General features: G+C 69.4%; 29 protein-coding genes. 18 read left to right on the forward strand and 11 right to left on the reverse strand.

Features of this window, described 5'->3' with window-relative positions:
• Positions 1-333, forward strand: coding sequence for a hypothetical protein (locus tag ACQUSM_RS13515; protein ID WP_435119392.1), 333 nt, complete (start codon positions 1-3; stop codon positions 331-333).
• A 117-nt stretch (positions 334-450) separates the two neighbouring features.
• On the opposite strand, the gene ACQUSM_RS13520 is transcribed toward ACQUSM_RS13515, so the two are convergent.
• Positions 451-903 (reverse strand): MGMT family protein, encoded by a 453-nt coding sequence (locus tag ACQUSM_RS13520; protein WP_435119394.1) that lies wholly within the window; start codon positions 901-903, stop codon positions 451-453.
• 132 nt (positions 904-1,035) lie between these two features.
• Between ACQUSM_RS13520 and trpC the strand changes: the two genes are divergently transcribed.
• From trpC to ACQUSM_RS13545, 5 genes are all read left to right on the forward strand, one after another.
• Complete coding sequence (gene trpC / locus ACQUSM_RS13525; protein WP_435119722.1) at positions 1,036-1,764, forward strand: indole-3-glycerol phosphate synthase; 729 nt, start codon at positions 1,036-1,038, stop codon at positions 1,762-1,764.
• Positions 1,761-3,038 carry a tryptophan synthase subunit beta gene (trpB, locus tag ACQUSM_RS13530; protein ID WP_435119396.1) on the forward strand — a complete coding sequence of 426 codons (1,278 nt, stop codon included), beginning with the start codon at positions 1,761-1,763 and terminating at the stop codon, positions 3,036-3,038. The genes trpC and trpB overlap by 4 nt, the downstream gene beginning before the upstream one ends.
• Positions 3,035-3,907, forward strand: a complete 873-nt coding sequence (gene trpA / locus ACQUSM_RS13535; protein WP_435119398.1) for a tryptophan synthase subunit alpha — start codon at positions 3,035-3,037, stop codon at positions 3,905-3,907. The genes trpB and trpA overlap by 4 nt, the downstream gene beginning before the upstream one ends.
• A gap of 79 nt (positions 3,908-3,986) precedes the next feature.
• Positions 3,987-4,790, forward strand: a complete 804-nt coding sequence (locus ACQUSM_RS13540) for a 2-amino-3,7-dideoxy-D-threo-hept-6-ulosonate synthase (RefSeq protein ID WP_435119400.1) — start codon at positions 3,987-3,989, stop codon at positions 4,788-4,790.
• A gap of 424 nt (positions 4,791-5,214) precedes the next feature.
• A complete protein-coding gene (locus ACQUSM_RS13545; protein ID WP_435119402.1) occupies positions 5,215-6,204 on the forward strand; it encodes an ornithine cyclodeaminase family protein in 990 nt (329 codons plus the stop codon).
• 615 nt (positions 6,205-6,819) lie between these two features.
• On the opposite strand, the gene leuS is transcribed toward ACQUSM_RS13545, so the two are convergent.
• Positions 6,820-9,687, reverse strand: a complete 2,868-nt coding sequence (gene leuS / locus ACQUSM_RS13550; protein ID WP_435119404.1) for a leucine--tRNA ligase — start codon at positions 9,685-9,687, stop codon at positions 6,820-6,822.
• Positions 9,688-9,854: 167 nt separating this feature from the next.
• On the opposite strand from leuS, the gene ACQUSM_RS13555 reads away from it, so the two are divergent.
• A complete protein-coding gene (locus tag ACQUSM_RS13555) occupies positions 9,855-10,052 on the forward strand; it encodes a hypothetical protein (RefSeq protein ID WP_435119406.1) in 198 nt (65 codons plus the stop codon).
• Here the strand turns inward: ACQUSM_RS13555 and ACQUSM_RS13560 are convergent.
• Positions 10,035-10,442 (reverse strand): hypothetical protein, encoded by a 408-nt coding sequence (locus ACQUSM_RS13560; protein WP_435119407.1) that lies wholly within the window; start codon positions 10,440-10,442, stop codon positions 10,035-10,037. The two genes, ACQUSM_RS13555 and ACQUSM_RS13560, sit on opposite strands and share 18 nt — an antisense overlap.
• A 42-nt stretch (positions 10,443-10,484) precedes the next feature.
• Positions 10,485-11,258 carry a TrmB family transcriptional regulator gene (locus tag ACQUSM_RS13565; RefSeq protein ID WP_435119409.1) on the reverse strand — a complete coding sequence of 258 codons (774 nt, stop codon included), beginning with the start codon at positions 11,256-11,258 and terminating at the stop codon, positions 10,485-10,487.
• A 195-nt stretch (positions 11,259-11,453) separates the two neighbouring features.
• Between ACQUSM_RS13565 and ACQUSM_RS13570 the strand changes: the two genes are divergently transcribed.
• From ACQUSM_RS13570 to ACQUSM_RS13585, 4 genes are read left to right on the forward strand one after another with little or no spacing between them, the layout of a single operon-like run.
• Positions 11,454-12,917 carry a hypothetical protein gene (locus ACQUSM_RS13570; RefSeq protein WP_435119411.1) on the forward strand — a complete coding sequence of 488 codons (1,464 nt, stop codon included), beginning with the start codon at positions 11,454-11,456 and terminating at the stop codon, positions 12,915-12,917.
• A complete protein-coding gene (locus ACQUSM_RS13575) occupies positions 12,917-13,582 on the forward strand; it encodes an ABC transporter ATP-binding protein (RefSeq protein WP_435119413.1) in 666 nt (221 codons plus the stop codon). The genes ACQUSM_RS13570 and ACQUSM_RS13575 overlap by 1 nt, the downstream gene beginning before the upstream one ends.
• Positions 13,579-14,715: an ABC transporter permease gene (locus ACQUSM_RS13580; protein WP_435119414.1), complete on the forward strand. Its 1,137-nt coding sequence runs from the start codon at positions 13,579-13,581 to the stop codon at positions 14,713-14,715. The genes ACQUSM_RS13575 and ACQUSM_RS13580 overlap by 4 nt, the downstream gene beginning before the upstream one ends.
• Positions 14,716-14,752: 37 nt before the next feature.
• A complete protein-coding gene (locus ACQUSM_RS13585) occupies positions 14,753-14,947 on the forward strand; it encodes a hypothetical protein (protein WP_435119416.1) in 195 nt (64 codons plus the stop codon).
• A gap of 497 nt (positions 14,948-15,444) precedes the next feature.
• On the opposite strand, the gene ACQUSM_RS13590 is transcribed toward ACQUSM_RS13585, so the two are convergent.
• The 4 genes from ACQUSM_RS13590 to ACQUSM_RS13605 form a co-directional block, all read right to left on the reverse strand.
• On the reverse strand, positions 15,445-15,870 hold the full coding sequence (locus ACQUSM_RS13590) for an Hsp20/alpha crystallin family protein (protein WP_435119418.1): 426 nt from the start codon (positions 15,868-15,870) through the stop codon (positions 15,445-15,447).
• Between the two features lie 78 nt (positions 15,871-15,948).
• Positions 15,949-16,758 (reverse strand): prephenate dehydratase, encoded by an 810-nt coding sequence (gene pheA / locus ACQUSM_RS13595; RefSeq protein ID WP_435119420.1) that lies wholly within the window; start codon positions 16,756-16,758, stop codon positions 15,949-15,951.
• A 46-nt stretch (positions 16,759-16,804) separates the two neighbouring features.
• Positions 16,805-16,948, reverse strand: a complete 144-nt coding sequence (locus ACQUSM_RS13600) for a hypothetical protein (RefSeq protein ID WP_202594697.1) — start codon at positions 16,946-16,948, stop codon at positions 16,805-16,807.
• 141 nt (positions 16,949-17,089) lie between these two features.
• Positions 17,090-17,770: a TOBE domain-containing protein gene (locus ACQUSM_RS13605; protein WP_435119422.1), complete on the reverse strand. Its 681-nt coding sequence runs from the start codon at positions 17,768-17,770 to the stop codon at positions 17,090-17,092.
• A gap of 177 nt (positions 17,771-17,947) precedes the next feature.
• Between ACQUSM_RS13605 and ACQUSM_RS13610 the strand changes: the two genes are divergently transcribed.
• The 5 genes from ACQUSM_RS13610 (at position 17,948) to ACQUSM_RS13630 (ending at position 22,359) form a co-directional block, all read left to right on the forward strand.
• A complete protein-coding gene (locus ACQUSM_RS13610) occupies positions 17,948-19,213 on the forward strand; it encodes a putative manganese transporter (RefSeq protein WP_435119424.1) in 1,266 nt (421 codons plus the stop codon).
• A gap of 86 nt (positions 19,214-19,299) precedes the next feature.
• Complete coding sequence (locus ACQUSM_RS13615; RefSeq protein ID WP_053949249.1) at positions 19,300-19,494, forward strand: cold-shock protein; 195 nt, start codon at positions 19,300-19,302, stop codon at positions 19,492-19,494.
• A 149-nt stretch (positions 19,495-19,643) separates the two neighbouring features.
• On the forward strand, positions 19,644-20,492 hold the full coding sequence (locus tag ACQUSM_RS13620; protein ID WP_435119425.1) for a DUF7351 domain-containing protein: 849 nt from the start codon (positions 19,644-19,646) through the stop codon (positions 20,490-20,492).
• Positions 20,493-20,608: 116 nt separating this feature from the next.
• Positions 20,609-21,526, forward strand: coding sequence for an ATP-binding cassette domain-containing protein (locus tag ACQUSM_RS13625; protein WP_435119428.1), 918 nt, complete (start codon positions 20,609-20,611; stop codon positions 21,524-21,526).
• Positions 21,523-22,359 carry an ABC transporter permease subunit gene (locus ACQUSM_RS13630; RefSeq protein WP_435119429.1) on the forward strand — a complete coding sequence of 279 codons (837 nt, stop codon included), beginning with the start codon at positions 21,523-21,525 and terminating at the stop codon, positions 22,357-22,359. The genes ACQUSM_RS13625 and ACQUSM_RS13630 overlap by 4 nt, the downstream gene beginning before the upstream one ends.
• Positions 22,360-22,388: 29 nt before the next feature.
• On the opposite strand, the gene ACQUSM_RS13635 is transcribed toward ACQUSM_RS13630, so the two are convergent.
• Positions 22,389-22,799 (reverse strand): DUF5518 domain-containing protein, encoded by a 411-nt coding sequence (locus ACQUSM_RS13635; protein ID WP_435119430.1) that lies wholly within the window; start codon positions 22,797-22,799, stop codon positions 22,389-22,391.
• A gap of 60 nt (positions 22,800-22,859) precedes the next feature.
• Complete coding sequence (gene hisH, locus ACQUSM_RS13640) at positions 22,860-23,513, reverse strand: imidazole glycerol phosphate synthase subunit HisH (RefSeq protein WP_435119431.1); 654 nt, start codon at positions 23,511-23,513, stop codon at positions 22,860-22,862.
• 111 nt (positions 23,514-23,624) lie between these two features.
• Between hisH and ACQUSM_RS13645 the strand changes: the two genes are divergently transcribed.
• Positions 23,625-24,344 carry a class I SAM-dependent methyltransferase gene (locus tag ACQUSM_RS13645; RefSeq protein WP_435119433.1) on the forward strand — a complete coding sequence of 240 codons (720 nt, stop codon included), beginning with the start codon at positions 23,625-23,627 and terminating at the stop codon, positions 24,342-24,344.
• A gap of 28 nt (positions 24,345-24,372) precedes the next feature.
• Here ACQUSM_RS13645 and ACQUSM_RS13650 read toward each other — a convergent pair whose 3' ends face one another.
• Positions 24,373-24,963 (reverse strand): uracil-DNA glycosylase, encoded by a 591-nt coding sequence (locus ACQUSM_RS13650; protein ID WP_435119435.1) that lies wholly within the window; start codon positions 24,961-24,963, stop codon positions 24,373-24,375.
• Positions 24,964-25,064: 101 nt separating this feature from the next.
• Here ACQUSM_RS13650 and ACQUSM_RS13655 point away from each other — a divergent pair, with 101 nt between their 5' ends.
• Positions 25,065-26,081, forward strand: coding sequence for a dipeptidase (locus ACQUSM_RS13655; protein ID WP_435119437.1), 1,017 nt, complete (start codon positions 25,065-25,067; stop codon positions 26,079-26,081).
• The last annotated feature ends 8 nt before the right edge of the window (positions 26,082-26,089 follow it).

Raw genomic sequence — 26,089 nt, forward strand, 5'->3', positions numbered from 1 at the left:
ATGGGGGAGCGACTCGTTCAGGCCGGCACCGCGTTCACCGGGTTCCTCGGCGTCGCGCTGCTGGTGTTCGGGGGGTACCGCGTGCGGTACGGCATCGGAACGGTGGAGGAGCTGCTGGCGCTCGCGTTTCTGGGTGTCGCCGTCGTCGCGGGCTACCGCTCGCTGGCGGTCCACTCCGGCCCGCGGATCAACGCCGTCGGCAACACCGCGCTGTTTCTCGGCGCTGCCGCGGCGTACGGTGGCGGGGTGAACCTCGGCGTCGACGCCGTCGCGACGGCGGGGCAGGCGCTGTTCGTGATCGCCGTCGCGTACTTCGTGGTCAGGCTGGACTAACCGGGGCTGACAGGCGGCGCGACTGCTCGCTGGTGGACCGCCGCACTTCCACTCCCCCACCAGCGTCGGTGCTCAGGTCACGCCGGGGCTGGTCGCGCTCTCCCACTTGAACTCTCGCTACCCCTCGATCCGCCGGAGCGTCGCCGCCACGTCGCTCGGCGTCGCGCCGGGGGCGTCCTCGACGCGGTGGTCGGGGACGAAGATCGGGACGGGGTTGGCTCGGAGCGCCGTTCTGACGGTCTGGGCGTCGTCCTCGTCGTCCGGATTCAGGTTGGCCATGTGGGCGACCTGCCGCGTGTTGCCGACCTCGCCGTAGGGAATCTGACAGACGGCGTCGAGCACCGCACGCTGGTCCGTCGGCACGGTGATCGCGACCGCCACGTCCTCGAACTCCTCGTCGTCGCCGTCGAGGTAGTCGAACACGCGGTCCAATATCGGGTGCTCGGGCTCGGCGTCGTCCGGAATGCGGTCGGGGAACGACACGTCGATCACCTGACTGCTGGCGACCGCGATCTGAACCGGACGGCCGAGGACCTCTGACTCCCGCGCGTAGATGCCGGCGTCTTCCATCGGTCGAACGGAGGGCGTTCGCGGCCTTGAACCCGACGGCAGCGCCGGGCACGGGCGACCGGGGTCGCAAGTCTTTTGAACAGTTCCGTACATTAGTGTACAAGTATGAACAGCAACGAGGTGGCGCCCGCGGTGCAGTCCATCCTCGACGCCGCCCGCGAGCGCCCCGGCGGGGACGAGCGCGTGGCCGTCGACGGCGCGCGATCGCTCCCGGCGGCGTTCGCGGCGGCCGAGGCCGCGGGGCGGACCCCGGTCGTCGCGGAAGTGAAGCCGACCAGCCCCACGACCGAGGGCGAGAGCGACCGCGACCCCGTCGAACTGGCCGAGGAGATGGTCACCGGCGGCGCCGCCGCGCTCTCGGTGCTCACCGAGCCCGACCATTTCGGCGGGTCGGTCGAGAACTACGAGCGCGTCCGCGCGGCCGTCGACGTGCCCGTCCTGCGCAAGGATTTCCTCCTCGAAGAGGCGCAGTTGGACGCGGTCGAGGCGGACGTGGTGCTGCTGATCGCGCGGTTCCTCGGCGACGATCTGGGGCCGATGATCGAGGCGGCACGAGAACGGGGGATGCAGGTGCTCGTCGAGGTACACACCCGCGAGGAAGTCGAACGAGCGATCGCGGCGGGCGCGGAGATAATCGGGATCAACAACCGCGATCTGGCGGCGCTGGACGTGGATCTCGGGACGTTCGAGGAGGTGGCGCCCACGGTGCCCGAGGACGCGACGCTGCTCGCGGAGTCCGGCATCTCGACGCCCGCCGAGGCGCGGCGGATGCGCCAGGCGGGCGCCGACGGCCTGCTGATCGGCACCGCTATCATGGACGGCGACCCACGGGAGAACACGAGCGAGTTCGTCAACGCATGAGTTCTGATTCATCTGCGGACGGGAAGTTCGGGGAGTACGGCGGTCAGTACGTGCCCGAGGCGCTGATGCCCGCGATCGAGGAGCTGCGGGACGCCTACGAGCGCTACGTGCTGGAGAACGAGGACGGCTTTATGGACGAGTTCCGCGAGCGCCTCCGGCAGTTCGGCGGGCGGCCGACGCCGCTGCAGCACGCCGAACACCTCTCGGACCGCTACGGCCGGGAGATCTACCTCAAACGCGAGGACCTGCTCCACGGCGGCGCCCACAAGCTCAACAACGCGCTCGGGCAGGTGCTGCTCGCGAAGTACATGGGCAAGGATCGCATCGTCGCCGAGACCGGCGCGGGCCAGCACGGCACCGCGACGGCGATGGCGGCGGCCCACCTCGACATGCCCTGCGAGATCTACATGGGCGAGACCGACATCGGGCGCCAGCGCCCCAACGTGTTCCGGATGCGGATCAACGGTGCCGAACTCAACCCCGTCACCGCGGGTCGCGGGACGCTGAAGGAGGCCATCAGCGAGACGATGCGGGACTGGGCGACCAACGTCGACGACACCCACTACGTCGTCGGCAGCGTCGTCGGCCCCGCGCCGTTCCCGGAGATGGTCCGGGAGTTCCAGTCGGTGATCAGCGAGGAAGCGAAGAAGCAGTCGCGAGAGCAGTTCGGCACGCTGCCCGATTCGGTCGTCGCCTGCGCGGGCGGCGGGTCGAACACGATGGGCGCGTTCGCGCGGTTCACCGAGAACGAGGACGTGACCCTCCTCGCCGTCGAGGCGGGCGGCTCTTCGCTCGCCGTCGACGAGGAGGAGGGGGTCGCCCCCAACTCCGCCTCGCTCTCGACGGGCGGGCAGGGCGTGCTCCACGGCGCCCGCACGAAGGTGCTACAGGACGAGTGGGGACAGATCGTCGAGTCCCACTCCGTCTCCGCGGGGCTGGACTACGCGGGCGTCGGGCCGGAACTCGCCCACCTCGTCGACGAGAACCGCGTGACTGCGGTCAACGTCGGCGACGACGCCGCGCTGGAGGCGTTCCACCGACTCTCGCAGGAGGAGGGGATCATCCCCGCGCTGGAGAGCTCCCACGCGCTGGCGTATCTGGAGGAGGTGTTGGGCCCCGACGCCGACGACGAGGCCGCGGACGCGCTCGGTGACCGCATCGTCGTGAACCTCTCCGGCCGGGGCGACAAGGACCTCGAGACCGTGATCGAGGAGACCGACAAGCGGTCGATTCCGAACGCGCCGGACATGAGCGAGTTCGCGGGGGGACTATGAGCCGGCTGCCCGAGGCGTTCGCCGACGACGAGCCGGCGTTCATCCCCTACCTCGCGGTCGGTGACCCCGACATCCCCTCGTCGAAGCAGTACGTCGAAGCGCTCGTCGAGGGGGGCGCCGACTGCGTCGAACTCGGTCTGCCGTTCTCCGAACCGATCGCGGAGGGGCCGACGATCCAGCAGGCGGTCGTCCGCTCACTCTCGGGCGGCATCACCCCCGAGGCGTACTTCGAGTTCGTCGACGACCTCGACGTGGACGTGCCGCTGGTCTGCATGACCTACTACAACCTCATCTTCCGCTACGGCGCCGAGTCCGGCACCGCGGCGGGGGAGGGCGATCATACCGCACCCGGGCCGCGGCCGTTCGTGAAGCGCGCTGCCGAGGTCGGCATCGACGGGTTCGTCGTGCCGGACCTGCCCGCCGAGGAGGCCGACGACCTCCGGGCGGCCTGCGACGAGTTCGGCCTCGACCTCGTGTTCATCGTCGCGCCGACGACCACCGACGACCGGCTCGAAACCATCCGCGAGCGCGTCTCGGGCTACGTGTACGTGCAGGCCCGACTGGGCGTCACGGGCGCACAGGCGGACGTGTCCGACCAGACCGCCGAGAGCCTCGCGCGGATTTCGGACTGGGACGTGCCCAAGGCCGTCGGCTTCGGCATCTCCTCGGGCGATCACGCCGCCCGGGTCGTTTCCGCGGGTGCCGACGGCATCATCGTCGGCTCCGCGCTCGTGGATATCGTTGCCGACGGCGTCGAGAACGACCGTCCGACCGCTGACGTGGCCGACGACCTCCGGGAGAAGGCCCACGAACTCAAGGAGGGCGCGCTCCGGGGCGCCCGAGAATCGCCGGAAACGGAAAGACAATAGGGAAGCGGGGAGCGGAACTCTCAAGCCCCCGCTTGCCACAGTGTACCACACTAGCAGCACCACGCAGTAACACACACTCATGCCACGACTCACACCCACCGACGCCGGCAGAGCAGCCCGACTTGACCGCCTCTCCACCGACGGGAACGTCCTCATGGTGCCGATGGATCACGGCATCACGATGGGCGCCGTGCAGGGGTTGGCCGAGATCGAATCGACGATCGACGCTGTGACTCGCGGCGGCGCCGACGCCGTGCTCACCCAGAAGGGGATCGCCCCCCGGGTCCACCCGAACAAGAACGGCGCGGGCTACGTGATCCACCTCAACGCCTCGACCACGATCGGCCCCGACGAGGACGACAAACGCGTCACGGGAACCGTGAAGGAGGCCGTGCAGGCCGGCGCCGACGCGGTGTCGCTCCACCTCAACGTCGGCAGCAAGTACGAGCCCAAACAGATCGAGCAGTTGGCGGACGTGACGGAGCAGGCCCGCGAGTTCGGGATGCCCGTACTGGCGATGACGTACGCCCGCGGCGAGGGCGTCGACAGCACCGACCCCGAGTCGCTGGGCCACGCGGTTCGGCTGGGCGAGGAGCTCGGTGCGGATCTCGTGAAGACGGGCTACTCCGGCGACGCGGAGAGCTTCGAGCGCGTCGTCGAGTCGACGGAGCTGCCCGTGCTGATCGCCGGCGGGAGCAAGGGGACGAACCGACAGACCGTCGAGATGGTTCGCGGGGCGATGGACGCCGGCGCCTCGGGGGTGTCGATGGGGCGGAGCATCTTCCAGCACGAGCAGCCCGAGCAGATCGCTCGTGCGGTGTCGGCGGTGATCCACGACGACGCAGGTGTGGATGCGGCGCTCGACGCCGGCGGATTCGAGTAACGAGTCGCTGTTTTCGACTCGCGTTCGTCATCCCCGCCAGCGACGGCTGTGCGGTGGCGCGAAACGGGCGAGCCCTCGTGGCTCGCCTCAGCGCGAGGGATGAGCGAACGAGCGAAGTGAGTGAGCGAATCGGTTGGGGAGGTGTGAGGGCTGTGCAGTCGGGTGGGACTGAAAGGGGCTGTCCGCTCGGCGAAGGACGCCGACGTAAGCACCGCAGCGGAGTGAGCGAAGCGAACGGAGCGAGGAGCACATCGAGGCGCCCGAGCCGAGCGGGCAGGGGCTTTCATCGTGTTGCTGGCGCCGTATCCGGAGAGTTTCGTCACCCTCCCCGACACAACAGTCAACCACTAACAACGAACACCGAGTCGACGACGCCAGCCAGATACTGACACAATTAAGGCCACGCCTTCAGAAACGCCCAGTCATGGAGACGCTGCTTCTCAACAGCGAGGACGTCCATCACAACACCTCGATGGCGGAGCTGATTCCGGCGATCGAGGAGGCCTTTGCCGCCTACGAGCACGGGAACGCGAAGATGCCCGCGAAGTCCTACATCGACCTGCCGCAGTACAACGGCGACTTCCGCTCGATGCCCGCCTACCTCGACACGGGCGAGTGGGACGCGGCCGGGATCAAGTGGGTCAACGTCCACACCGACAACGAGGAGCAGTTCGACCTGCCGACGGTGATGGGGACCATGATCTACTCCGAGCCGGAGAACGCGTTCCCGCTGTCGATCATGGACGGCACCGAGCTCACGATGCAGCGCACTGGCGCCGCCGCCGCCGTCGCGACCGACCACCTCGCCGTCGAGGACGCCAGCTCGATGGGGATCGTCGGCGCGGGCGTGCAGGCGTACAGCCAGCTCGAAGCCATCTCGGAGATCCGGGACATCGAGGAGGTCGTCATCTCCGACCTCGACGAGGCCCGCGTGGAGGCGTTCATCGAGGCGTTCGAGGACCGCTTCACGGTCCGTTCGGGCACGCCGAGCGACGCCGCCCACTGCGACGTGCTCTCGACGGTGACGCCCGTCCGGAACCCCATCATCGGTCCGGAGGACGTGGGCGAGCACACGCACATCAACGCGATGGGCGCCGACGCCGAGGGGAAACACGAGATCGAGGACGACGTGCTGCTGGACGCGAAGCTGGTGATCGATGACTACGCGCAGACGACTCACTCCGGCGAGATCAACGTCCCCTGGAGCGAGGGCGTGCTGGACGACGACGACCTCTACGGCGAGATCGGCGAGATCGTCGTCGGCGACAAGGCGGGTCGAACGGCCGAGGACGGCGTGACGGTGTTCGACTCGACGGGGCTGGCGATCCAGGACGTTGCGGCGGCGCACGTCGTGTACGAGCACGCCAACGAGCGGGACAACGGGACGAGCTTCGACCTGCTCGGCCTGGCCTGATTCTTCAGGTTCAGTCGTTTAGCAGAGTCTGTCTTTTCGGGCGTCGAGGTCTTCGTAGTGAGCACGAACAGCAGCGCGGCAGTCGGTGGTTCGACTGTGGACAGCGCCGTGGCGGTCGGTGGTTCGACTGCGACCACGACCGCGGATGAGCCTGACCACTTGTGACCGCAACCGCGCCGCACAGCCCTCACACCTCCCCAGCCGACTCGTTCACTCCCTTCGGTCGTTCACTCGTCCCTCGCGCTACGTCGCCGACGCAGCGGCGACGGGTTCGCGCCGACAGCCGCAGCGGTGGCGGTGGACGCCTCGCGCTCGCCGACGGTCGGCGAGCGCGGGGGGAGGGGTGGGGATTCTCGGTCAGCGCCGTTGACGAAAGCCGCAGGCTCTCGTCTGCCAATCAGAAATCTTCGATTTCTGATGACGGACCTCGTGTCCGGCGCACTGCGGTCGCAAGTGGTCAACGGTCGAGATGCTGTTGTGCTCTAAACGCAGACTGCGAGCGAACAACGTGAGCGAGCAGGCCGAGGAACCCCCAACGGGGGTGACGACGGCTTTTGGCCGAGCTTTTGCCAGGGAGCGAGTGAAAACGAGCGACCGCAGCAAAAGGTCGAGGGTCTACTCCAGATGGATCGCGGGACGGAACGGGATCGCGTTCCCCGCGCGATCCGCCGGGTCCACCACGTCCTCGTCGTCCTCGGCGTACACCTCGACCTCGGCGTCGAACTCGCGTTCGAGGAACGCCGCGGCGCTCTCGTAGGCGCCCCGCTCGTCCATGTCGAGCAGATCCGCCAGCTCCTCGTCGTCGTAGTCGCGGGCGAACTCCACCGCGTCCTGTGCGACCTCGTTGACCTCGTTGCCGCGTTCGCGCAGGTCGGGGTCGCTCATCACCTCGCTCATCACCGCGCCCACGTCGGCGCCGGCCTCGCGGACCGCCTCGAACACGGTGTGCTTCCAGTCGGCGGCGGCGTAGATCCGGATCGTCTCCGGGTCGGTGTCGGTCACGTCCGCGACCTCGTTGATGTCGTCGACCAGCGCCTGCACGCGCTCCTCCTGCAGTTCCAGCTCGGGCGCGCGCAGCGCCTCGTCGACCTCGGGCCACGGCGCGTCCTCGGCGGGCGTGCCCGTCAGGTCCTCGTGGAGTTCGTTCGCGAGGAACGGCGTGAACGGCGCCAGCAGGCGCAGGCGCGTCTCGAGGGCGTGTCGCAGCGTCCAGCGCGCGCCCGGCCGGTTGAGGTCGGCGCGGCGACGGTACCACTTCAGGTGCTCGTCGAAGCCGTAGAAGGCCGCCTGCGTGGCGGTCCGGGTCTCGGAGCGCTCCATCGCGTCGGTCGCCGTCTCGATCGTGGTCTGGAGCTTCGACAGCAGCCAGCGGTCCACGTCGGTGACGGCGTCGCGGTCGCCCGGCTCACCCGCGACCAGCTCCTGCCCGCGGTTGTAGAACCGCCGCAGCTGGTCGTGGGTGCTCTCGACGGCGTCCTCGCGCCAGTCGTAGTCCTGCCACGGCTCGGAGGCGTTCAGCAGGAAGAACCGAACGGTGTCGGCACCGAACTCCGAGATCGCCTCGCCCGGCAGCACGACGTGGCCCTTCGAGGAGGACATCTTCTGCCCCTCCAGCAGGCCCATCCCCATCACGACGATCCCCTGGGGCCACTTCGGCTCGGGGAAGAACTCGGCGTGGTGGTAGAGGTAGAACGTCAGGTGGTTCGTGATCAGGTCGTTGCCCGAGAAGCGGTAGTCGACGGGGTACCAGTAGTCCCACTCCTCGCCCAGCTCCAGCGCTTGCTCGTCCGGATCGTCGACGGCGTCCTCGCCGTAGAACATCGCGTCGAAAAAGTCCGGATCCAGATCCTCGACGGGCACGTCCTGGATGTGCGGAGCGACCGTGTAGTAGGACATGTACAGCGTCGAGTCCGACAGCGGCTCGATCACGAACTCGTCGTCCCACGGCAGCCGCGTGCCCAGCCCGTAGTTCCGGATGCAGGGCCACTCCTCCAGCCAGCCGACGGTGTGTTCGTACTCGCCGCGGGTGTTCTCCGGGATCGCGTCGAGGTTCCCGATCGCCCGCCGGGTCTTCTCCATCCACTCCTCGTCGTTGTATCGCAGGAACCACGTGTCCTGGTAGGCGACCTCCACGTCGCCGCCGCAGCGACAGACGACCTCCTCGCTGAACTCCTGCATCGTGTCGAACGCGTCGCCGGCGTGGTGCTCGCGGAACGCGTCGCGGACGTCCTCGACGACCTCGCCCGCGAACTCGCCGTACTCGTCGTTCAGGATCCCGGAGTGGAACTCCGCGTTGTACAGGTCGTTCGTCGCTTCCTCCAACGCGGGGTCGTTGCTCGACTCGATCCCGTACTCCTCGACGGCGGACTTCGCGGGAACGTCGCCGTACCCCTCGATTGTGAGGATCGGGATCGGTTCGATCCCGCGAACCGCCTCCGGGTTGATCCCGTACGCGGTCAGCTCGTCGGCCCGCCCCTTCAGCTCCTGCAGCGCGACGTAGTCGTCCGGCGAGTGGGCCGGCACCGACATCACGACGCCCGTCGCGTTGTCGGCGTCGACGAAGCCGGCGGGCAGGATCAGCACGTCGTCGCCCGTGACGGGGTTCTCGACGCTGGTGCCGACGATCTCGCTGCCCGCGAACTCGGCCTCGACCGCGACCTCGCGGTCCTGCAGGCGGAACTTCTCGGCGGCGTCTTCGGAGATCACCCACGTCTCGCCGTCGACGGTCGCGCGGACGTACGTCGCGTCGGGGTCGACGTAGGCGTTCGTGACGCCGCGAACCGTCTCGGGGCGGAGCGTGGCCATCGGGAAGACGGCGTCCCCGTTATCCGGCGAGTCTCCGCGGAACCGGATCAGCGTGTACTCCTGGAACTCGGCCTCCTCGCCCTCCAGCAGGTCGTGCGTGGTGACGGGCTGTTCCTCCTCGGTGCAGTAGTTCACCGGGTGGAGCCCCTTCTCCACGAGTCCCTTCTCCTTCAGGCGCTGGTACTGCCACTCGATGAACTTCGAGTAGCGCTCGTCGTTGGTCGTGAACTCCCGGCGCCAGTCGACCGACAGGCCCAGGGACTTCATCCCCTTCTTGTAGTGCTCCTCGATGAAGTACTCCGCGTACCCCATCGGCGTCTCCAGATCGCTCAGGTCCTCCTCGGGGACGTTGTACGTGTCCTGCAGCACCGAGAGCTGCTCCTCTTCGCCCTTCTTCAGACGTTCGACGGCGCCGATGATCGGCGTCCCGGTGACGTGCCACGCCATCGGGAACAGCACGTTGTCGCCCTGCTGGCGCCGGTAGCGCGCGTAGGCGTCCGGCACCGTGTACGTGCGGGCGTGGCCGATGTGCATCCCGCCGCTGGGGTAGGGGTAGGGAACCGTGACGAAGGTCGCATCCTCCCCCTCGGCATCGTCGGCGGGATCGGCCTCGTACCGGCCGTTCTCCCGCCAGCGCTGCCGCCAGCGCTCCTCGATCGCCTGCGGGTCGTAGTCCATACCCGTGTCTCCCGTCCCCGCGTAAAAATACCCATCAGTTCTGACTGGCGCGCCCGGCAGCGAACGGTCGCGCGCCAACACTCGTGTCTACCCGCGTGTCGACCGTTCACACGGGCGATTCCCGACCGAAGCCCTTTTGCTCGGAAGCCGCCCCTTCACGGACACGAATGACCAACGCCGGCAGCCCACACTCGACGGTCCGCGACGGCGCCGCCCTGCTGGCGTTCGGCCTCGGCCTCCTCTGTCTCCTCGCGATGGTGCCCGTCACGCTGGGCGCGCTCGCGGGGTATCTCACGCTCGGCGCCGCAGTGCCGGTGCTCGCGGTCGGCGCCGGCGTCGCCGTGCTCTCACTCGTGACGGCCTGAGCCGGCGAGTCCCAGCACCACCGCCGTCGTCACCGACAGCGTCAGGCAGCCGTACAGCGGCAGCGACGGCGGGCCGTTGCCGAGGAGCCAGCCCGCCGCCGTCGTCGCGAGAAACGGGAGCACGAGCAGCCCCGCGACCGCGGCGAGCCGGCGCCGGTGCGCCCGGCGGTGCCGGGACCAGTAGCCGTGTCGGAGCGCGGCGTCGCCGGCGCCCGCACCGACGACGGGGCCGATCACGATCGAGATCAGCAGCAGCGCCATCGAGCCGTTGCCGACGAGCTCGCCCAGCCAGAGCCAGCGCACCAGCGCGGCGATCCCGGAGAGCGTCCGCCAGACGGCGGTCGCCCCCAGCAGGCTCGCGACGACGCGCTGTGTGGCGGGGACTGACACGCCCGCGGCTTGGGCGATCGCCCGCAAAACGGTATCGGTGCCCTACGTCGTCTGGGCCTGCAGCGTCCGCTCCATCATCGCGACGAGCGTCGACGCGAAGCCGGAGCCGGCGCTCCAGTACGCCGTCTCGCGGCTGGTCCCCGGGAGCTCCTCCTCGCCCAGCACGCTGTGGAGCACGGTATCGTCGTCGATCAGGAGCATCCGGCCGGTGTGGTTGGCCTCCTCGTCGTGGATCTCCGGGGCGAACACCGTCACGTCCGCGACGTCGGCGAACCGCTCGCGAACGGCGGCGTCCGTGCTGAGTACGGTCACGTCCATGCCCGCCGCCGCACGCTCCGCGAGCGCTTCGCGGACTCCCTCTGTCAGCAGGTCGGTTGATTTGACGCCGAACACCACCCGGGCCTCGGCGTCCCGGACCAGTTGGGTGATCCGCTCGGTGACGGCCTCCCGGCCCCGAACTGTCCAGATGTCCTCGCGCTCCTCGCTCGGCCCCTCGCGCCGGCTTGCCGCCTCTTCGAGTCGGTCCGTGACCCGTTCGATGTCCCGCTCGAACCGCCGCGTGAGCAGCGACCCCGTCTCCTCGACGGTCACGGGCTGGAACTCGCGGGGGTTGGCGTGCTGGACGTTGACCAGCCCGCGGTTCTCCAGCGACTCGACCGCGCTGTACACCTGCGGCCGCGACACGTCGGCGGCCTGACTCACCTCGCGGGCGGTCGCGGTGCCGAGCTCGTGGAGCGCGACGAGCACCTCGGCCTCGTTGGTGCCGAACCCCAGCCGGCCCATCGCGTCGAACGCCTCGTCGTCGCCGCTACGCATCGGTGCCTCGACGTGCCGAGCGGCCGGGCTGCGGTCGTCGCCGGGAGCCGTCGTGGTACATCTGTTCTGACGGCGGTTACAGTCCTGTTGTAATATTCCTTCCGAAAGGTATAATGTCGTCTCAGCGGGAGTGGAGTACATGTTCGAGACTGGAAACGAATCGGCCGCCGGGACGGCGACGCGGCGGAGGTCGCCGTGAGCCGGCGATCGCTCGGCGTCGCGGCGATGGTCGTGCTGTCGGTCGTCGCCGGGGTCGCGATCCCAGCCGCGGCGGCGAACACCGACGTGGCGATCGAGTCGGTGGATCTCTCGGTCGACCAGCCCGCGCCCGGGGAGTCGTTCACGCTGACGACGACGATCGCGAACCTCGAGTCGAGCGCCGGCCCGGTCGAGGTGACCGACATCTACGTTCGCGAGTCCGGCAGTGGCCGCGATCTCGCGCGCATCGAGGACGTGGGATCGATCGCGAGCGGCGACACGCGCGCGATCCCGCTGACGATGTCGATCGACGAGCCGGGCGAGAAGAAACTGGTCGTCAACGCCGTCGTGCGCGACGCCGACGGCGACTTCCAGTCCGTGAGCTACCCGCTGTACGTCGACGTGCAGGAGCCCGACGAGGCCGTGATCTCCTTCGCGGGGCTGGACTCGGTCGCCGGCGAGGAGAGCCGAGTCGACGTGACCGTCTCCAACGGCGACGACGGCCCGCTCTCGAACGTCCGGCTGGAGCTGACCGGGGCGGCCGACGTAGAGAACCCCGAGCGCGTCTCCGCGTCGATCGCGTCGGGGACCCAGACCACCCACACGTTCGCCGCGACGTTCGACGAGCCGGGCAGCCGGACGCTGACTGCGACGCTGACGTACAAGACCGACGAGGGCGTCACGCGGACGGTGACGCGTAACGTCACCGCCGACGTGGAGGCCGCGACCCTCGACCCGCAGTTGACCGCGACGGGGACGACCGCGAACGGCTCGTCGGTCGTGCGGGCGACGCTGTCGGAGTTCGGCAACGTCGAACTCCGCGACGTGCAGCTCCGCGCGGTGGTCGACGGCGAGACCGTCACCAGAACGCGGCTCGCGGACGTGCCCGCGGGGGAGAGCCGAACCGCCACGCTCGACGGGAGCGCGATCCCGCCGGGCGAGGTGACGGTGATCGCCGAGTACACCGCCGCCGGGGAGACGGCGACCAGCGAGACGACGCTGTCGTACGCCCCGGCGCCGACCAGGGGCGTGACCGTCACGGGCGTCGACGCGAGCCGGAGCGGCGGCGTGGTGACGATCAGCGGCGACGCCGCGAACGTCGGCAGCCTCGACGCGAGTTCGGTCGTGATGCGCGTCGTCGCCGCCGAGGGCGTGACGCCGGTCAGCCCCAACAAGGAGTACTTCGTCGGCGCGGTCGACTCCAGCGAGTTCGCGACGTTCCAGCTCACCGCCAACGTCTCGGCGTCGGTGACCGAGGTGCCGGTCCGGATCGAGTACACCGTCGACGGCGAACGGCTCTCGCGGGTGGTCGAACTCGACGTGAGCGACGCCGCGCCGTCGGGCGGTGGACAGGGCTCCGGCGGCTCGGGGGGGTCGCTGCTGCTCGGCGCGCTGGTCGTGCTCCTCGCGGTCGGCCTCGGGGCCGCGCTCACGATCGCGTACCGTCGATACAGGGGCTGATGCACGTCATCGAACTCGCCGACGTGGTGAAGCGCTACCAGAGCGGCGAGGAGACCATCGAGGCGCTGAAAGGCGTCGACTTCCACGCCGACCGCGGCGAGATGGTGACGATCATCGGCCCCTCGGGCTCGGGCAAGTCGACGATGCTCAACATGATCGGGCTGCTCGACACGCCCACGGAGGGGAGCGTGAAGCTCGAAGGGCGTGACGTGACCAACTTCACGGAGGACGAGCTCACCGAGGAGCGACGCAACGGGATCGGCTTCGTGTTTCAGGACTTCCACCTGCTGCCGATGCTGACCGCGGTCGAGAACGTCGAACTGCCGTCGATGTGGGACACCGGCGTCGACCGCCACGATCGCGCGATCGACCTGCTGAAACGGGTCGGGCTCGGCGAGCGGCTCGACCACACGCCCCGACAGCTCTCCGGCGGGCAGCAACAGCGCGTCGCGATCGCGCGGGCGCTGGTGAACGAGCCCGACATCGTACTGGCCGACGAGCCGACCGGGAACCTCGATCAGGACACCGGCCGGACGATCCTCGACGAACTCACCCGGCTGAAGGAGGAGGAGAACATCGCGATCGTCTCGGTCACCCACGACGAGCAGTTGGTGGAGTACTCAGATCGCGTCGTGAACCTCGTCGACGGGGTGATCCAGGAGTGAGCGTCGAAGCGTGGCTCTGGCGGTTCCCCAGCGCGCTGATGGCGTGGCGCAACCTCGGCCGCAACCGCGCGCGGACGGCGCTTGCGGCGCTGGGGATCGTGATCGGCGTCGTCGCGATCGCGTCGCTGGGGATGGCCGGCGCCTCGATCCAGTACAGCACGAACCAGGAACTGGGCGGGCTCGCGAACCAAGTCACCGTCACCGCCGGCGAGGACAACCCCGAGCCCGCGCTCACGGAGTCGCAGGTCCGGAACATCGAACGGCTGGTCGCCGACGCGGACGTGATCGCCCAGAAGACCGGGACGACGACGATCGACGCCGGCGGCGAGCCCCAGCGCGTGAGCGTCACGGGGCTCACACAGGCCGGCGCGCTGTACGACGCCCAAGAGGGGGAGGTGCCCGACCGCCTGCGCTCGGGCGCGCTGGTGAGCAACAGCGTCGCCGAAGAGTTCGGCCTCGAACTCGGCGACCCGATCGAGTACGACGGGCAGCTCTACCGGATTCGGGGGATCCTCGAACCCCAGCAGGGGTTCGGCGGCGGCGCGTCGGTCGTGCTGCCGGTCTCGGCGATGACGGATCGGGAGTACTACTCGACGGTCACGATCGTCGCCGAGGACGGCGCGGCCGCGGAGGCGGTCGCCGATCGTGTGGAGCGGGGGATGAACGGCCGCGAGGAGATCGTGAGCGTCACGACGCTCGCGGCGGTGCAGGAGAGCATCGACTCGCTGACGAACACGCTCAACCTCGCGCTGATCGGGATCGGCTCGATCTCGCTGGTCGTCGCGGCGGTCAGCATCCTCAACGTGATGCTGATGAGCACGATCGAGCGTCGGGGCGAGATCGGCGTGCTGCGGGCAGTCGGGATCCGGCGCGGCGAGGTGCTGCGGATGATCTTGACCGAGGCAGGGCTACTGGGGGTGATCGGCGGCGCCGTGGGCGCGATCGTGGCGCTCGGCGTGGGCCTGCTGCTGAATCAGGTGCTGTTCGGCGATCCGACGCTCGTGTTCGAGTGGGCGAGCATGCGCTACCTGCTGTTCGGCTTCGTCTTCGCCGTCGTCGCGAGCCTGCTCAGCGGGCTGTACCCGGCGTGGAAGGCGGCGAACGAGCGGCCCGTGGAGACGCTCCGGGGGTAACCGGGAGCTTCTTCGGGCCGAGCGACCCAGTGACGGTATGGAGATCGCCGGGAAGTCGCTCCGTCGACGGGTCGTGACCGCGGTCGTGGTGTTCGTCGCGCTGGTGGCGTACGACTACGCTACGGGCTCGGCGGTGAGTTGGGCGATCAACGCGGTCGTGCCGGTGCTGTTTTTCGCCGTCTCGATCGCGACCGATACGGCGATGCAGGGGTGGCTTGACGGCCGGGAGTGAGGTTCCGGGGTGGATCGGTTAACGACTGTTTGTGCGGGATGTCCATTCTGAGAACGCTTTGGTAGGGTCGTGAACGGCACCGCAACCGCGAACAGCGCCGCGGAGCGAGCCTGACCACTTGCGACCGCAACCGCTCCGCACAGCCCTCAGACCTCCCCAGCCGACTCACTCCCTGCGGTCGTTCGTCCCTCGCGCGCTCGTTCGCGCACGGAGGCGCTCACGTCGCACGCCACCGCCGGCTGCGGTGGCGGTGGACGCCTCGCGCTCGCCAGCGGTCGGCGAGCGCGGGGGGAGGGGTGGGGACTCGGCGCAGCGCCGGGCCTCGTGCCCGGCGCTCTGCGGTCGCAAGTGGTCTACGACCGAGATGCGGTTGCTGTGGCGGGTGCTGTCTCAGTTGCCAACGGTCGAGATGCTGTTGCTGTCGCGGTAACGAACCGAAACGTCGCGATCGCCGCTACCACCGAACAGAACCACCACGAAAACCCAGAAGAACCGATCTAACTCACTTCGATATCGATCCCGTCGTCGCCGTCGGCCTTCGGCAGTTCGACCGTCAGCACCCCGTTCTCGTAGCTCGCCGACGCCGCGTGCTCGTCGACGGCCGTCGGGAGCGTCACGGTGCGGCTGACCGCCCGCCGGGTGCGCTCGCGGCGGTAGTACTGGGTGTCGTCGTCGGTTTCGGACTCGCTGCCGCGCTCCGCCGAGATGGTGAGCTGGCGGTCGCTGACCGACACGTCGATGTCGTCGGGCTCGTACCCCGGCACGTCCGCGACGACGACGATCTCGTCGTCCGCGTCGGCCACGTCGACGTGGATCCCGCCGCCGACGGCGCCCTCGAACTCCCCGGTCAGGTCGGCAAAGCCGGAGTTCAGCTGCTCGAACAGTTCCTCGATCTCGTCGAACGGGTCACGGCGGCCACTCATACCCGAAAAGTGGGTCCACGGAGGGTTAAGGGTTACCGCCGGCCCGCCGAGCCCGATGCCCTCGGTGGGTTCTGATCGCTACCCGACGACGTGCGTCGTGTCGTAGGAGCCGAGCCGTTTGACCCAGCCGTCCGCACAGACGGCCTCGATCTCCGCCAACGCCGCCTGCGTGCGGGCCTCGTACAGCCCCGCCTCGATGTCGACGTGGAAGCAGTAGTCCCCGAGTCGGCGGCCGCTGGGGCGGGACTCGATCCGGGTGAGGTTGATGTCCCGATCGGCGAACGACTCCAGCAGTTCGAGCAGCAGGCCGGGGTAGTTCGCGCCGGGGTAGGCGACGATGCTGGTCTTCCCGCCCGCGTCGGAGCGCTCGCTCTCGGGGGCGACGACGAGGAAGCGGGTGGCGTTGGAGTCGTGGTCCTGAATGTTCTCGGCGATGCGCTGGAGCGTGTCGTCGCTGTTTGCAGGGTGGCCGATCGCCGCCACGCTCGCGTCCTCGCGAGCGCGCTCGACCCCGCGGGCGGTCGACGCCACCGCCTCCTGACTCACGTCGGGGTAGTGCTCCGCGAGGTACTCCCGGCACTGAGCCAGCGCCTGCGGGTGAGAGGCGACGGTCGAGAACGCCGGCCCCTGTGCGAGGAGGGCGTGGCGGATCGGGGAGACGACCTCCTGTACGACGCTCACCTCGCGGTCGGCCAGCGCGTCGAGACTCTCGTCGACGGAGCCCTCGATGCTGTTCTCGACGGGGACGACGCCGCGGTCGAACTCCCCGTCCGCGACCGCCGCGACGATCTCCGTCACCGACTCCCGGAAGCTGACGCCGTCGTCGGCGATCGACCCCGCCGCGCGATGGGAGTACGTCCCCGCCGGACCCAGCGTGACGACTTGCATACCCCCGCGTTCACGAGGGGCGGAGAAAAGCGCGTCGGCGGGTCGACTACAGGCCGACGATATCGTCCAGTTCCACGTCGTCGGTTCGCCCACCACAGACCGCACACTCCTCGACGTGTGACGGGGCAGCGCCGCCCTCCATGTGGAGGTTACCGCACTCGGTACACACTTCGAAATCAGCGTCGAGCATGCGCGAGGCGGTACTGGTGTGTGATAAGAGAACTTTGTGGCGGCTGAGACAGTTCTTCGCGGTCACCGATTACCGCGGTGTCGATTCCACGACTGCGCTTGCCAGTTACCGCGGTGTCGCTTCCACCACCGCGGTCGGCAGTTACCGCGGTGTCGCGCGGGTCGCCGTCGCTTTGAACGACGCCACCACCGCGCGGCCGGGTTCGAGTCCGAGCCGGTCGCGGCTCTCCTCAGTCACCAGCGCCACGAGCGGGGCGTCGGCGCCCACGTCGACCGAGACCTGACAGATCGACTCCCCGCGGTCGACCGCGACGACCTCACCCGAGAAGCGGTTCCGCGCGCTCGTCGCGTCACCGGTCGGCGTGTCGGCGGGGTCGTGCAGGGTCACGGCGTCGGCCCGCAACACCACCTCGACCGACTCCGCCTCGGGCGGGACCAGCGCCCGGACCGTCCCCGCGGCAGTCTCGACGGTACCGAGCTCCCCGTCGCGCTCGGTCACGTCGCCCTCGAAGACCGTCTCCGTCGTCTCCGCGATCGCACTGTAGCCCGCGCGCAGGCGCTCGAACGCCGCCAACAGCTCCCGAGCACGCTCGGTGAGGACGCTCCCCCCGCCGCCGCTGCCGCCGCGCTGGCGCTCGACCAGCGAGCCGAACGCGTCCTCCAGATCCGTCAACCGACCGTGGGCTCTGGAGTACGACCGCCCCAGCCTCGACGCCGCCGCGTTGAGCGACCCCGCCTCGTCGACGGCCCGAAGCAACTCGGCGTCGCGCTCGCCGAAGGCAACGTCGTCGGCCCGGAGCGTCGCGTCGAACCCTGCGTCCATACCGGGACTCGGGTCCGCCGGGGCAAAACGGTTCCCACTACCGGGAGGTTTTGATTTGTCTAAAAATAGGATGCGAGGAGAACAACTATGTAGTTGGGCGGTTCATGGTACGACAAGAAGACCCATGCACGACGCACACATTGGACCGCCACGGGCGGTCCGAAACGGTGGTTCCCCGTGATCCCGCTGCAGGTGCCGCCCGACCTGTTCGGTCCCGGGGTCCGGACGGCGCTCGATATCCTGATCGGCTCCTGGCGCGAGGGGTTCGTGCAGGTGTCCGGCTTCGTCGGCGCGACCGTTCTCCTGTTCAGTCTGGTCCAGTACCGGTTCGACGGGAAGCTGACCGAACTGCTGCAGGAACACGAGCGCGCGCAGCCGCTGGTCGGCGGACTGCTCGGGGTGACGCCGGGCTGTGGCGGCGCCATCATCGCGATGCCGCTGTACATCCGCGGCACCGTCAGCTTCGGCACCGTCGTCGCCGCGCTCGGCGCGACCGCGGGCGACTCGGCGTTCATCATCCTCGCGCTGGCGCCCGAGGCGGCGATCTACGCGTACGGGCTCGCGTTCGTCGCCGCGGTTGCGTTCGGCTACTCGATCGACCTCTGGGGGCTCGGCGTGGGCCACGTCGACCGCGCGGTCGAGCGGATGAGCCGCCCCGTCACCGACGGCGGCTTCGCCACCAGCAGCGTCGCCGAGGGCGGCCCGAGCGTCCCGGAGTACGAGCGGCCCGATCGCGAGGGCGGCAGGAGTCTGCCTGGATACCTCCCCGACACCGCGCTACTCGAACGGGTCAGCCACGGCGTTCACGTGCTCTGGTGGGTGACGCTCGTGGGCGCGCTCGTCGCCGGGACGATGTACCTCGCGAAGGGAGCGGTGGAGCCGGCGTGGGAGGTCGGCCTCAGCTACGACGGCCTGTTCACGGTCGCCGGCCTGCTCGGGACGACGCTCTCCTTTTACCTCTACTTCGTCGGCCGGCACTACATCGGAACGGGCGACGTCGGCCGGAGCCGGGACAGCTTCGGCACGCTGTACAAGACGTTCCAACACGCCGCGATGGAGACCGCGATGGTGACCGTCTGGGTGATCGCGGGCTACCTGCTCTACGAGTACGGGATGGCGATCTTCGCGTTCGACATCCAAGCGCTCGCGAACTCCGCGGGCGTGCTGACGCCGGTGTTCGGTGCGCTGCTGGGGCTGATCCCCGGCTGTGCGGCCCACATCGTGTTCGCCCAGCTGTACGCCATCGAGGAGGCGGTGCCGTTCTCGGCGCTGACCGCCAACGCGATCAGTCAGGACGGCGACGCGCTGTTCCCGCTGCTGGCGATCGATGCGAAGGCCGCGCTCATCGCGACGATCTACACCACGGTGCCGGCGGTGCTCGTCGGCGTCGGCCTCTACCACTTCTGGCCGTACGCCCAGTACGGCTTCGGCGTGGTGGGCTGACCGACCGCGAACGTTCGTCGGTCACAGGTCGTGGTACCACGACCCTCGGAAGGGTTATCCCGTGACGGGGCATACGTTTGTTTGCAATGGCAAACGGTAAGGTTGATTTCTTCAACGACACGGGCGGCTACGGTTTCATTTCCACTGAGGACGCGGACGACGACGTTTTCTTCCACATGGAAGATGTCGGCGGCGACGACCTCGAGGAAGGGCAGGAAGTTGAGTTCGACATCGAACAGGCCGACAAGGGCCCCCGCGCGACGAACCTCGTCCGCAACTAACGGTTTCTTCGTCGCCCCTACGGCGACAGTCCGTTTTCACGCCGACCAGCGATAGCGTCGGCACGGTTTCGGTCCACGTATCGACGGGTCGATACCGAATCCCGACACCCAGCCGGAGGCTTTTCTCCTCACCGAACGCAGGCCCACCCGTGAGCGAGAACGCGTTCGCAGCGCTGGGGAGCGAGCACCGGGTCGAGATCCTGCGGACGCTCGTCGTCGCCGTCGAGGAGGGGGCGCCGGGGCTCCCGTTCACCGAACTCTACGACCGGACGGGGATCGACAGCAGCTCGCAGTTCTCCTACCACCTCGATCGGTTGACGGCGGAGTTCGTTCGCGAGGTCGACGGCAACTATCGCCCCACGAGCGCGGGCGAACGGGTGGTTCGATCGATCCGGGCGGGGATGTACACCGGGACGCCGTCGTTCGACCCCGTGACCGTCGAGGGGCTCTGTCCGGCGTGTGAATCGACGACGCTCCGGGCCGAGTACGACGATCCGCACCTCCAAGTCGCGTGCGGCGACTGCGGGGAGACTGTGGTGACGTACGATCTCTCGCCCGCCGAAGCCGAGGGGCGGGACGCGATGGAGACGCTCCGAGCCTGCAACCGCCGGGCGCTTCGGGAGTACCGCACCGCGATCGCGGGCTCCTGTCCGACCTGCTACGGGCTGACGACGGTGGCGATCGAGGCGGGGCCCGACGACGGGTACGCCTGCGTCGCGACGTGTTCCCAGTGTGATCTCCGGCTGTTCGCGCCGGTCGAACTGCCGCTGTTCGGCCACCCGGCGGTCGTCTCGTTCTACTGGGAGCACGGCGTCGACGTGACCGAACTGCCGCTCTGGCGGCTCCCCGAGTTCATCGGCGACGCCGATCGCCGGGTACGCGACCGGGAGCCGCTCGCGCTCGATATCACGCTCCACCACGGCGAGTCGTCCCTGGCCGCACGGATCGACGCCGACGGCACGGTCTCGGTCGACGACCGCTCGCTCAAGGACGTTTGAGTAACGCGGCTGTCAAAACATCAAATTATTGATAAACTATAACCGCCAGGGGCGCCAGAGCCCGGTATGGAGCGACCAGACGCGGCGGAGCGGCCGAGCGGACGGGGTGGGCGGTGATGGCAGCGATCGAGGCGCGGGGGCTGACCAAGCGCTACGGAGCGGACGTCTACGCCGTCGACGACCTGGATCTGACCGTGGAGACGGGCGAGGTGTTCGGCTTCCTCGGCCCCAACGGCGCGGGGAAGTCGACGACCATCGACGTGCTGCTGGACTACGTCCGGCCGACCGCCGGCACGGCGACGGTGCTGGGCTACGACGCCCAGTCCGAGGCCGACGCGGTTCACGAACGGGTGGGCGTGCTCCCCGACGGGTACAGCCTCTACGACCGGCTCTCCGGGCGGGAGCATCTGGCGTACGCGATCGACCTCAAGGACGCCGACGACGATCCGGACGAGCTGCTCCGGCGCGTCGGACTGGACGAGACGGCCGGCCAGCGGCGGGCGGGCGCCTACTCGAAGGGGATGCGCCAGCGCCTCGCGCTCGGGATCGCGCTCGTTGGCGACCCGGAGCTGCTGATCCTCGACGAGCCGTCCTCGGGACTGGACCCCGACGGGATCCGGGACATCCGGGAGATCACGCGGGATCACGCTGAGTCGGGCGGCACGGTGTTCTTCTCGAGTCACGTGTTGAGTCAGGTGGAGGCGGTCTGTGACCGTGTAGGTATTCTGCGCCGCGGTCGGCTGGTCGCGACCGACACGATCGACGGGCTCCGGGAGACGCTGGGCACCGGCGCGACGCTCAGCGTCACCGTCGACGCGCCGCCCGCCGACCTCGACGTGAGCGCGATCGTGGGGGTCTCCGCGGTGACCGTCGAGGGGAACACGATCACCGCGACCTGTTCCGAGCCGGCGGCGAAACTCCGGGTACTCGACGCGATCCGGGACAGCGACGCCGAACTGCTCGACTTCGAGGCCCGCGAGGCGTCGCTGGAGGACCTGTTCCGGGCGTACGTCCACCCCGAGGTGTCGCGATGAACGCGCTCGTGATCGCCCGGAAGGAGTTCGACGACGCAGTGCGCTCGCGGCTGCTCTGGGCGCTCGTCGGGTTCGTCGCGCTGTTCGTCGCCGCCACGATGGGCGTGCCGCTGCTGGTGCCGGCGCTGGGTGCCGACCCGCTGCAGGGGTTGGGCGCCGCCAGCGAGTTCGCGGCGATCCTCGTGCCGATCGTCGCGTTGGTCGCCGCCTACCTCGCGCTCGCCGGCGAGCGGGAGTCGGGGAGCCTCCGGATCCTGCTCGGGCTGGAGCCCGACCGACGGACGATCGTGCTCGGGAAGTTCCTCGGCCGCGGGGCCGTCGTCGCGCTTGGTGTCGGCGCCGGGTTCCTGCTCGCCGGCGCGGTCGGGCGGGCGCTGTACGGCGGCCTCCCGGCGGTCGCGTTCCTCGCGGTGACGGCGCTGACGGCCGGCCTCGGCGTCGCCTTCGTCGGGATCGCGGTCGGGATCTCGGCGGCGACGCCGACGCGGTCGCGGGCGATGACCGTCGGGATCGCCGCGTATCTCGGCCTGACGCTGCTCTGGGACCTGCTGCCACAGGGGGTCCACCTCGCGATCGTGGGTGGAACGCCGGGAGCCTCGGTGCCGGGGTGGTTCGTGTTCCTGCAGGGACTCAGCCCGCCCGGCGCCTACAGCGCGCTCGTGATGGCGGCCATCTCCGTGACGAGCGGGGAGTACCCGGGGATCGCCGCGAACGTCGCGCCGCCGGTCCCGGTGTACGTCGAGTGGTGGGCGTTCGCCGCGATCCTGCTCGCGTGGACGGTCGTGCCGTTGGTGGTCGGCGGCGCGCTGTTCGTCCGGGCGGATCTGAACTGACTGCCCGGAGCCACGACGCCGAGCCCGGATCAGGCGCCGGCGGTCGAGCGCGATCGCCCCCGACGGCGGGCGAGCCAGCCGCCGACGCGCGCTGCCGCCTCGGCGAGGAGAATCGAGAGCGCCAGCCCGAGGCTCGCGAAGACGACGCTCATGCCGACCGCGGCGGCGAGGAACCACCACGGCCCGGTGAGTTCGGGCACCAGCAGCAGCATCTCCGCGACGATCCAGAACACCGCCAGCCCGCCGACGAACCCGGTCCGGGCGCCGACGCGGTCGTCGTCGATCAGGTAGCCGGCGACCAATCCCGCGATCACGACCGGCCAGAGCGACATCGTCGAGTCGGACTGCAGGTAGCTCACGATCGAGAACGGGATCGACGCGCCGCCGAGCAGCAGCGGGGCGCGCCACTTCCGGGGGATGGAGGAGCCGATGGGGGACACGGCGGGCGTTCGTGTCGGGGAACCATAACGCTCCCGCAGCGTTTCAGATCCTGAAACGCCTCAGCAGAGGTCGACGAAGTTCTTCAGGATCGTCAGCCCCGTCTCGCCGCTCTTCTCGGGGTGGAACTGGGTGCCGAACACCGTCCCGTCGTCGTTCGCGACGATCGCGGGGAACGTCACGCCGTAGTCGGTCTCGGCGACGACCGCGTGGTCGTCCTCCGGGTCGGCGTAGTAGGAGTGGACGAAGTAAGCGTGCTCGCCGTCGACGGAGCCGCCGCGGCCGCCCTCGACGCCGGTGACGAGCGGGTGCTCGCGGGTCACGTCGAGTTCGTTCCAGCCCATGTGCGGGACTTTCTGGTCGCCGCGGAAGCGAACGTTCGTCCCGGGGACGAAGCCGAGCCCCTCGACGGCGCCCTGTCCCTCGTGGTCGGCCTCCTCGCTCTCGGAGAGCAGCATCTGCATCCCCAGACAGATGCCGAACAGCGGGCGGTCCGAGGCCGCGACGTCTTCGAGCGCGTCCCGGTACGGGTCGGCGTTCTCCATCCCCTCGCGGAACGCGCCGACGCCGGGCAGCACCACGCCGTCGGCGTCGTCGAACCGCTCGGGGTCGTCCGAGATCGTGACCGACGCGCCCGCCCGCTCCAGCCCTTTCGTGACGCTGCGAAGGTTGCCGAGGCCGTAGTCGACGACGACCACGTCGGCGTGGGAGTCCATACGCGAGCCTGCGGTTCGGGCGCTCAAGTGACTTTCCGTCGCGGCGCTCGGTACGTTACTGTGTCACACTGTCGCAGAATTCCTTTGCCGATCCCGCTCCGACGACGGCCCATGTCGGACCCCTTCGGTCGGGCGATCCGCGACCACCACCGCGGCGAGCGGGCCGAGCCGCTGATCGACCGCGACGGCGACGAGCGCCGCGAACACGCCATCGAGGCGTTCTACTTCGGCGATCACCGACCCGACGAGTGGTTCGAACCGCGCGTCGACGGCCCGCTGCTGGACATGGGCGCCGGCGCGGGCCGGGACGCGCTGTACTTCCAAGAGCGCGTCGAGACCGTCGCGATCGACCCCAGCGCGCATCTGGTCGAGACGATGCGCGAGCGCGGGGTCGAGGACGCCCGCGTCGGCGACATGTTCGCGCTCCGGGAGCAGTTCGGTCGGGGCCGCTTCGACGCGGTGCTGTCGATCGGCTCGCAGCTCCAGCTCGCCCCGAGCCAGCACGCGCTGCGGGCGTTCCTCGCGGATCTCGCACACGTCACGACGCCGGACGCGACGGCGATGCTCGACGGCTACGACCCCGAGCGCGCGGTCGAATCCGACCTGTTCGCCGTCCGTGACGACCCGGAACCGGGGCTGGCTCGCCGCGTCTTCCACAGCGAGTACGAGGGCGACGTGGGGGAGACGCTGCTGTTCCGGCTGTTCTCCGTCGGGCGGCTGCGGGACGCGACCGTCGGCACGCCGTGGACGGTCGTCGACAGCGTCGATGGCCACCCCGCCAGCGACGAGGAGTCGGTGATGTGGCGCGCGCTGCTGGAGAAGTCGGAGTAGCGACGGGGATTCTGGCCCGCTCCTGTCGTCAGTAGTCGCCGAGCCGCGACTGCCCGCTCTCGCCGTCGGCCACGCCGGCGAGTTCGGCCGCGCGGGCGATCGCGTCGGCGAACGTGTCCCGCTGGGAGGCGTCGTACAGCGTCGCCGCCGGGTGGACCGAAATCAGCACGCGCTGGGAACGGTCGCCGACCCGAGCGTCGGTCACGTCGCCCGCCTCCTTCGTCACCGCCACGTCGCGGTCGAGCAGGTGCTCGCTGGGGACTTTGCCGAGCGTGACGACCAGTTCGGGGTCGACGGCTTCGATCTCGCGTTCGAGGTAGCTCCGGCAGTTCGCAAGCTCCTCCTTGTGGGGATCGCGGTTCTCCGGCGGCCGGCAGCGCACGCAGTTGGTGATGCGGACGTCCGAGCGCGCGAGCCCGGCATCGCGCAGCGCCTCGTCGAGCACGTCGCCCGACCGGCCGATGAACGGCTCGCCGCCCTCGTCCTCCTGCTGGCCGGGCGCCTCGCCGAGGAAGAGGAGGTCGGCGTCGGCGGGCCCGACGCCGTCGACGATGCGACTTCGTGACTCGACGAGCGCGGGACAGCGCTCGCAGGACTCCACACAGAGGCCGTCGCTCATACCGGATGGGAGGCGGCGACTGGCTTGAAGGGTGGCGCTTCGTTCCGGCAACCGCGGGGGGTGCCGGAAGCTCGAAGTCGGGGCGGCCGGAGGAACGAGGCGTGCTCCCCATCATCGACGGCCACAACGACACGCTGCTCGCCGCGACCAGCGACCGCGCTGGCGGCGACTTCCTCGCCGAGCGCGACGACCCCGATGGCCACCTCGATCTCGCCCGTGCGGAGGAAGCCGGCCTCGCGGCCGGGATATTCGCCGCGTTCGTCCCGAACGAGGGAGAGCAGGAGGACTGGAGCGAGCTCCCGCCGGCGGTCGATCACGAGCGCGCCCGCCGGATCGTCGACGAGCAGTTCGAGACGCTCCACGACTGGGCCGACGCGACCGACCGCTTCCGCGTGATCGGCGATATCGACGATCTCGACGCCTGTCTCGACGGCGACGCGGTGGGCGGGATCCCCCACATCGAGGGCGCGGGCGCCGTCGATCCGGAGCTCGTAAATCTCGATTCGCTATACGAAACCGGCCTGCGGTCGCTCGGGCTCGTCTGGTCGCGCCCCAACGCCTTCGCTCACGGGGTTCCCTTCGAGCACGACGCGACGCCGGACATCGGGCCGGGGCTGACCGACGCGGGTTTCGACTTGGTCGAGGCCTGCGAGGATCGGGGGATCGTCGTCGACCTCGCCCACCTGAACGCCGCGGGGTTCTGGGACGTGGCCGAGACTGTCGACGCACCGTTGGTGGTCTCTCACGCCGGCGCCCACGGCGTCTCGCCGGCGTCGCGGAACCTCACCGACGAGCAGTTGGACGCCGTCGCCGACAGCGGCGGGATCGTCGGCTGTACGTTCGGCACGGCCCACCTCCGGCCGGACGGGGAGCGCGGGAAGGACACCGAACTGTCGACGCTGCTGGACCACATCGAGTACTTCGCCGACCGGATGGGCGTCGAGCACGTCGGCCTGGGGTCGGACTTCGACGGCGCGTCAGTGCCCGAGGCCGTCGGCGACGTGACCGGGCTGCGTGACGTGCTCGACGGGCTCGAAGAGCGAGGGTTCGACCGCGCGGACCGGGAAGCGATCGCGTACGGGAACTGGCGGCGGGTGCTCGGGGAGTGGTGGCGGTAGTCGGTTCG

Origin of the sequence: Halolamina sp. C58 (assembly GCF_051195095.1) — an archaeon.
Lineage (GTDB): Archaea > Halobacteriota > Halobacteria > Halobacteriales > Haloferacaceae > Halolamina.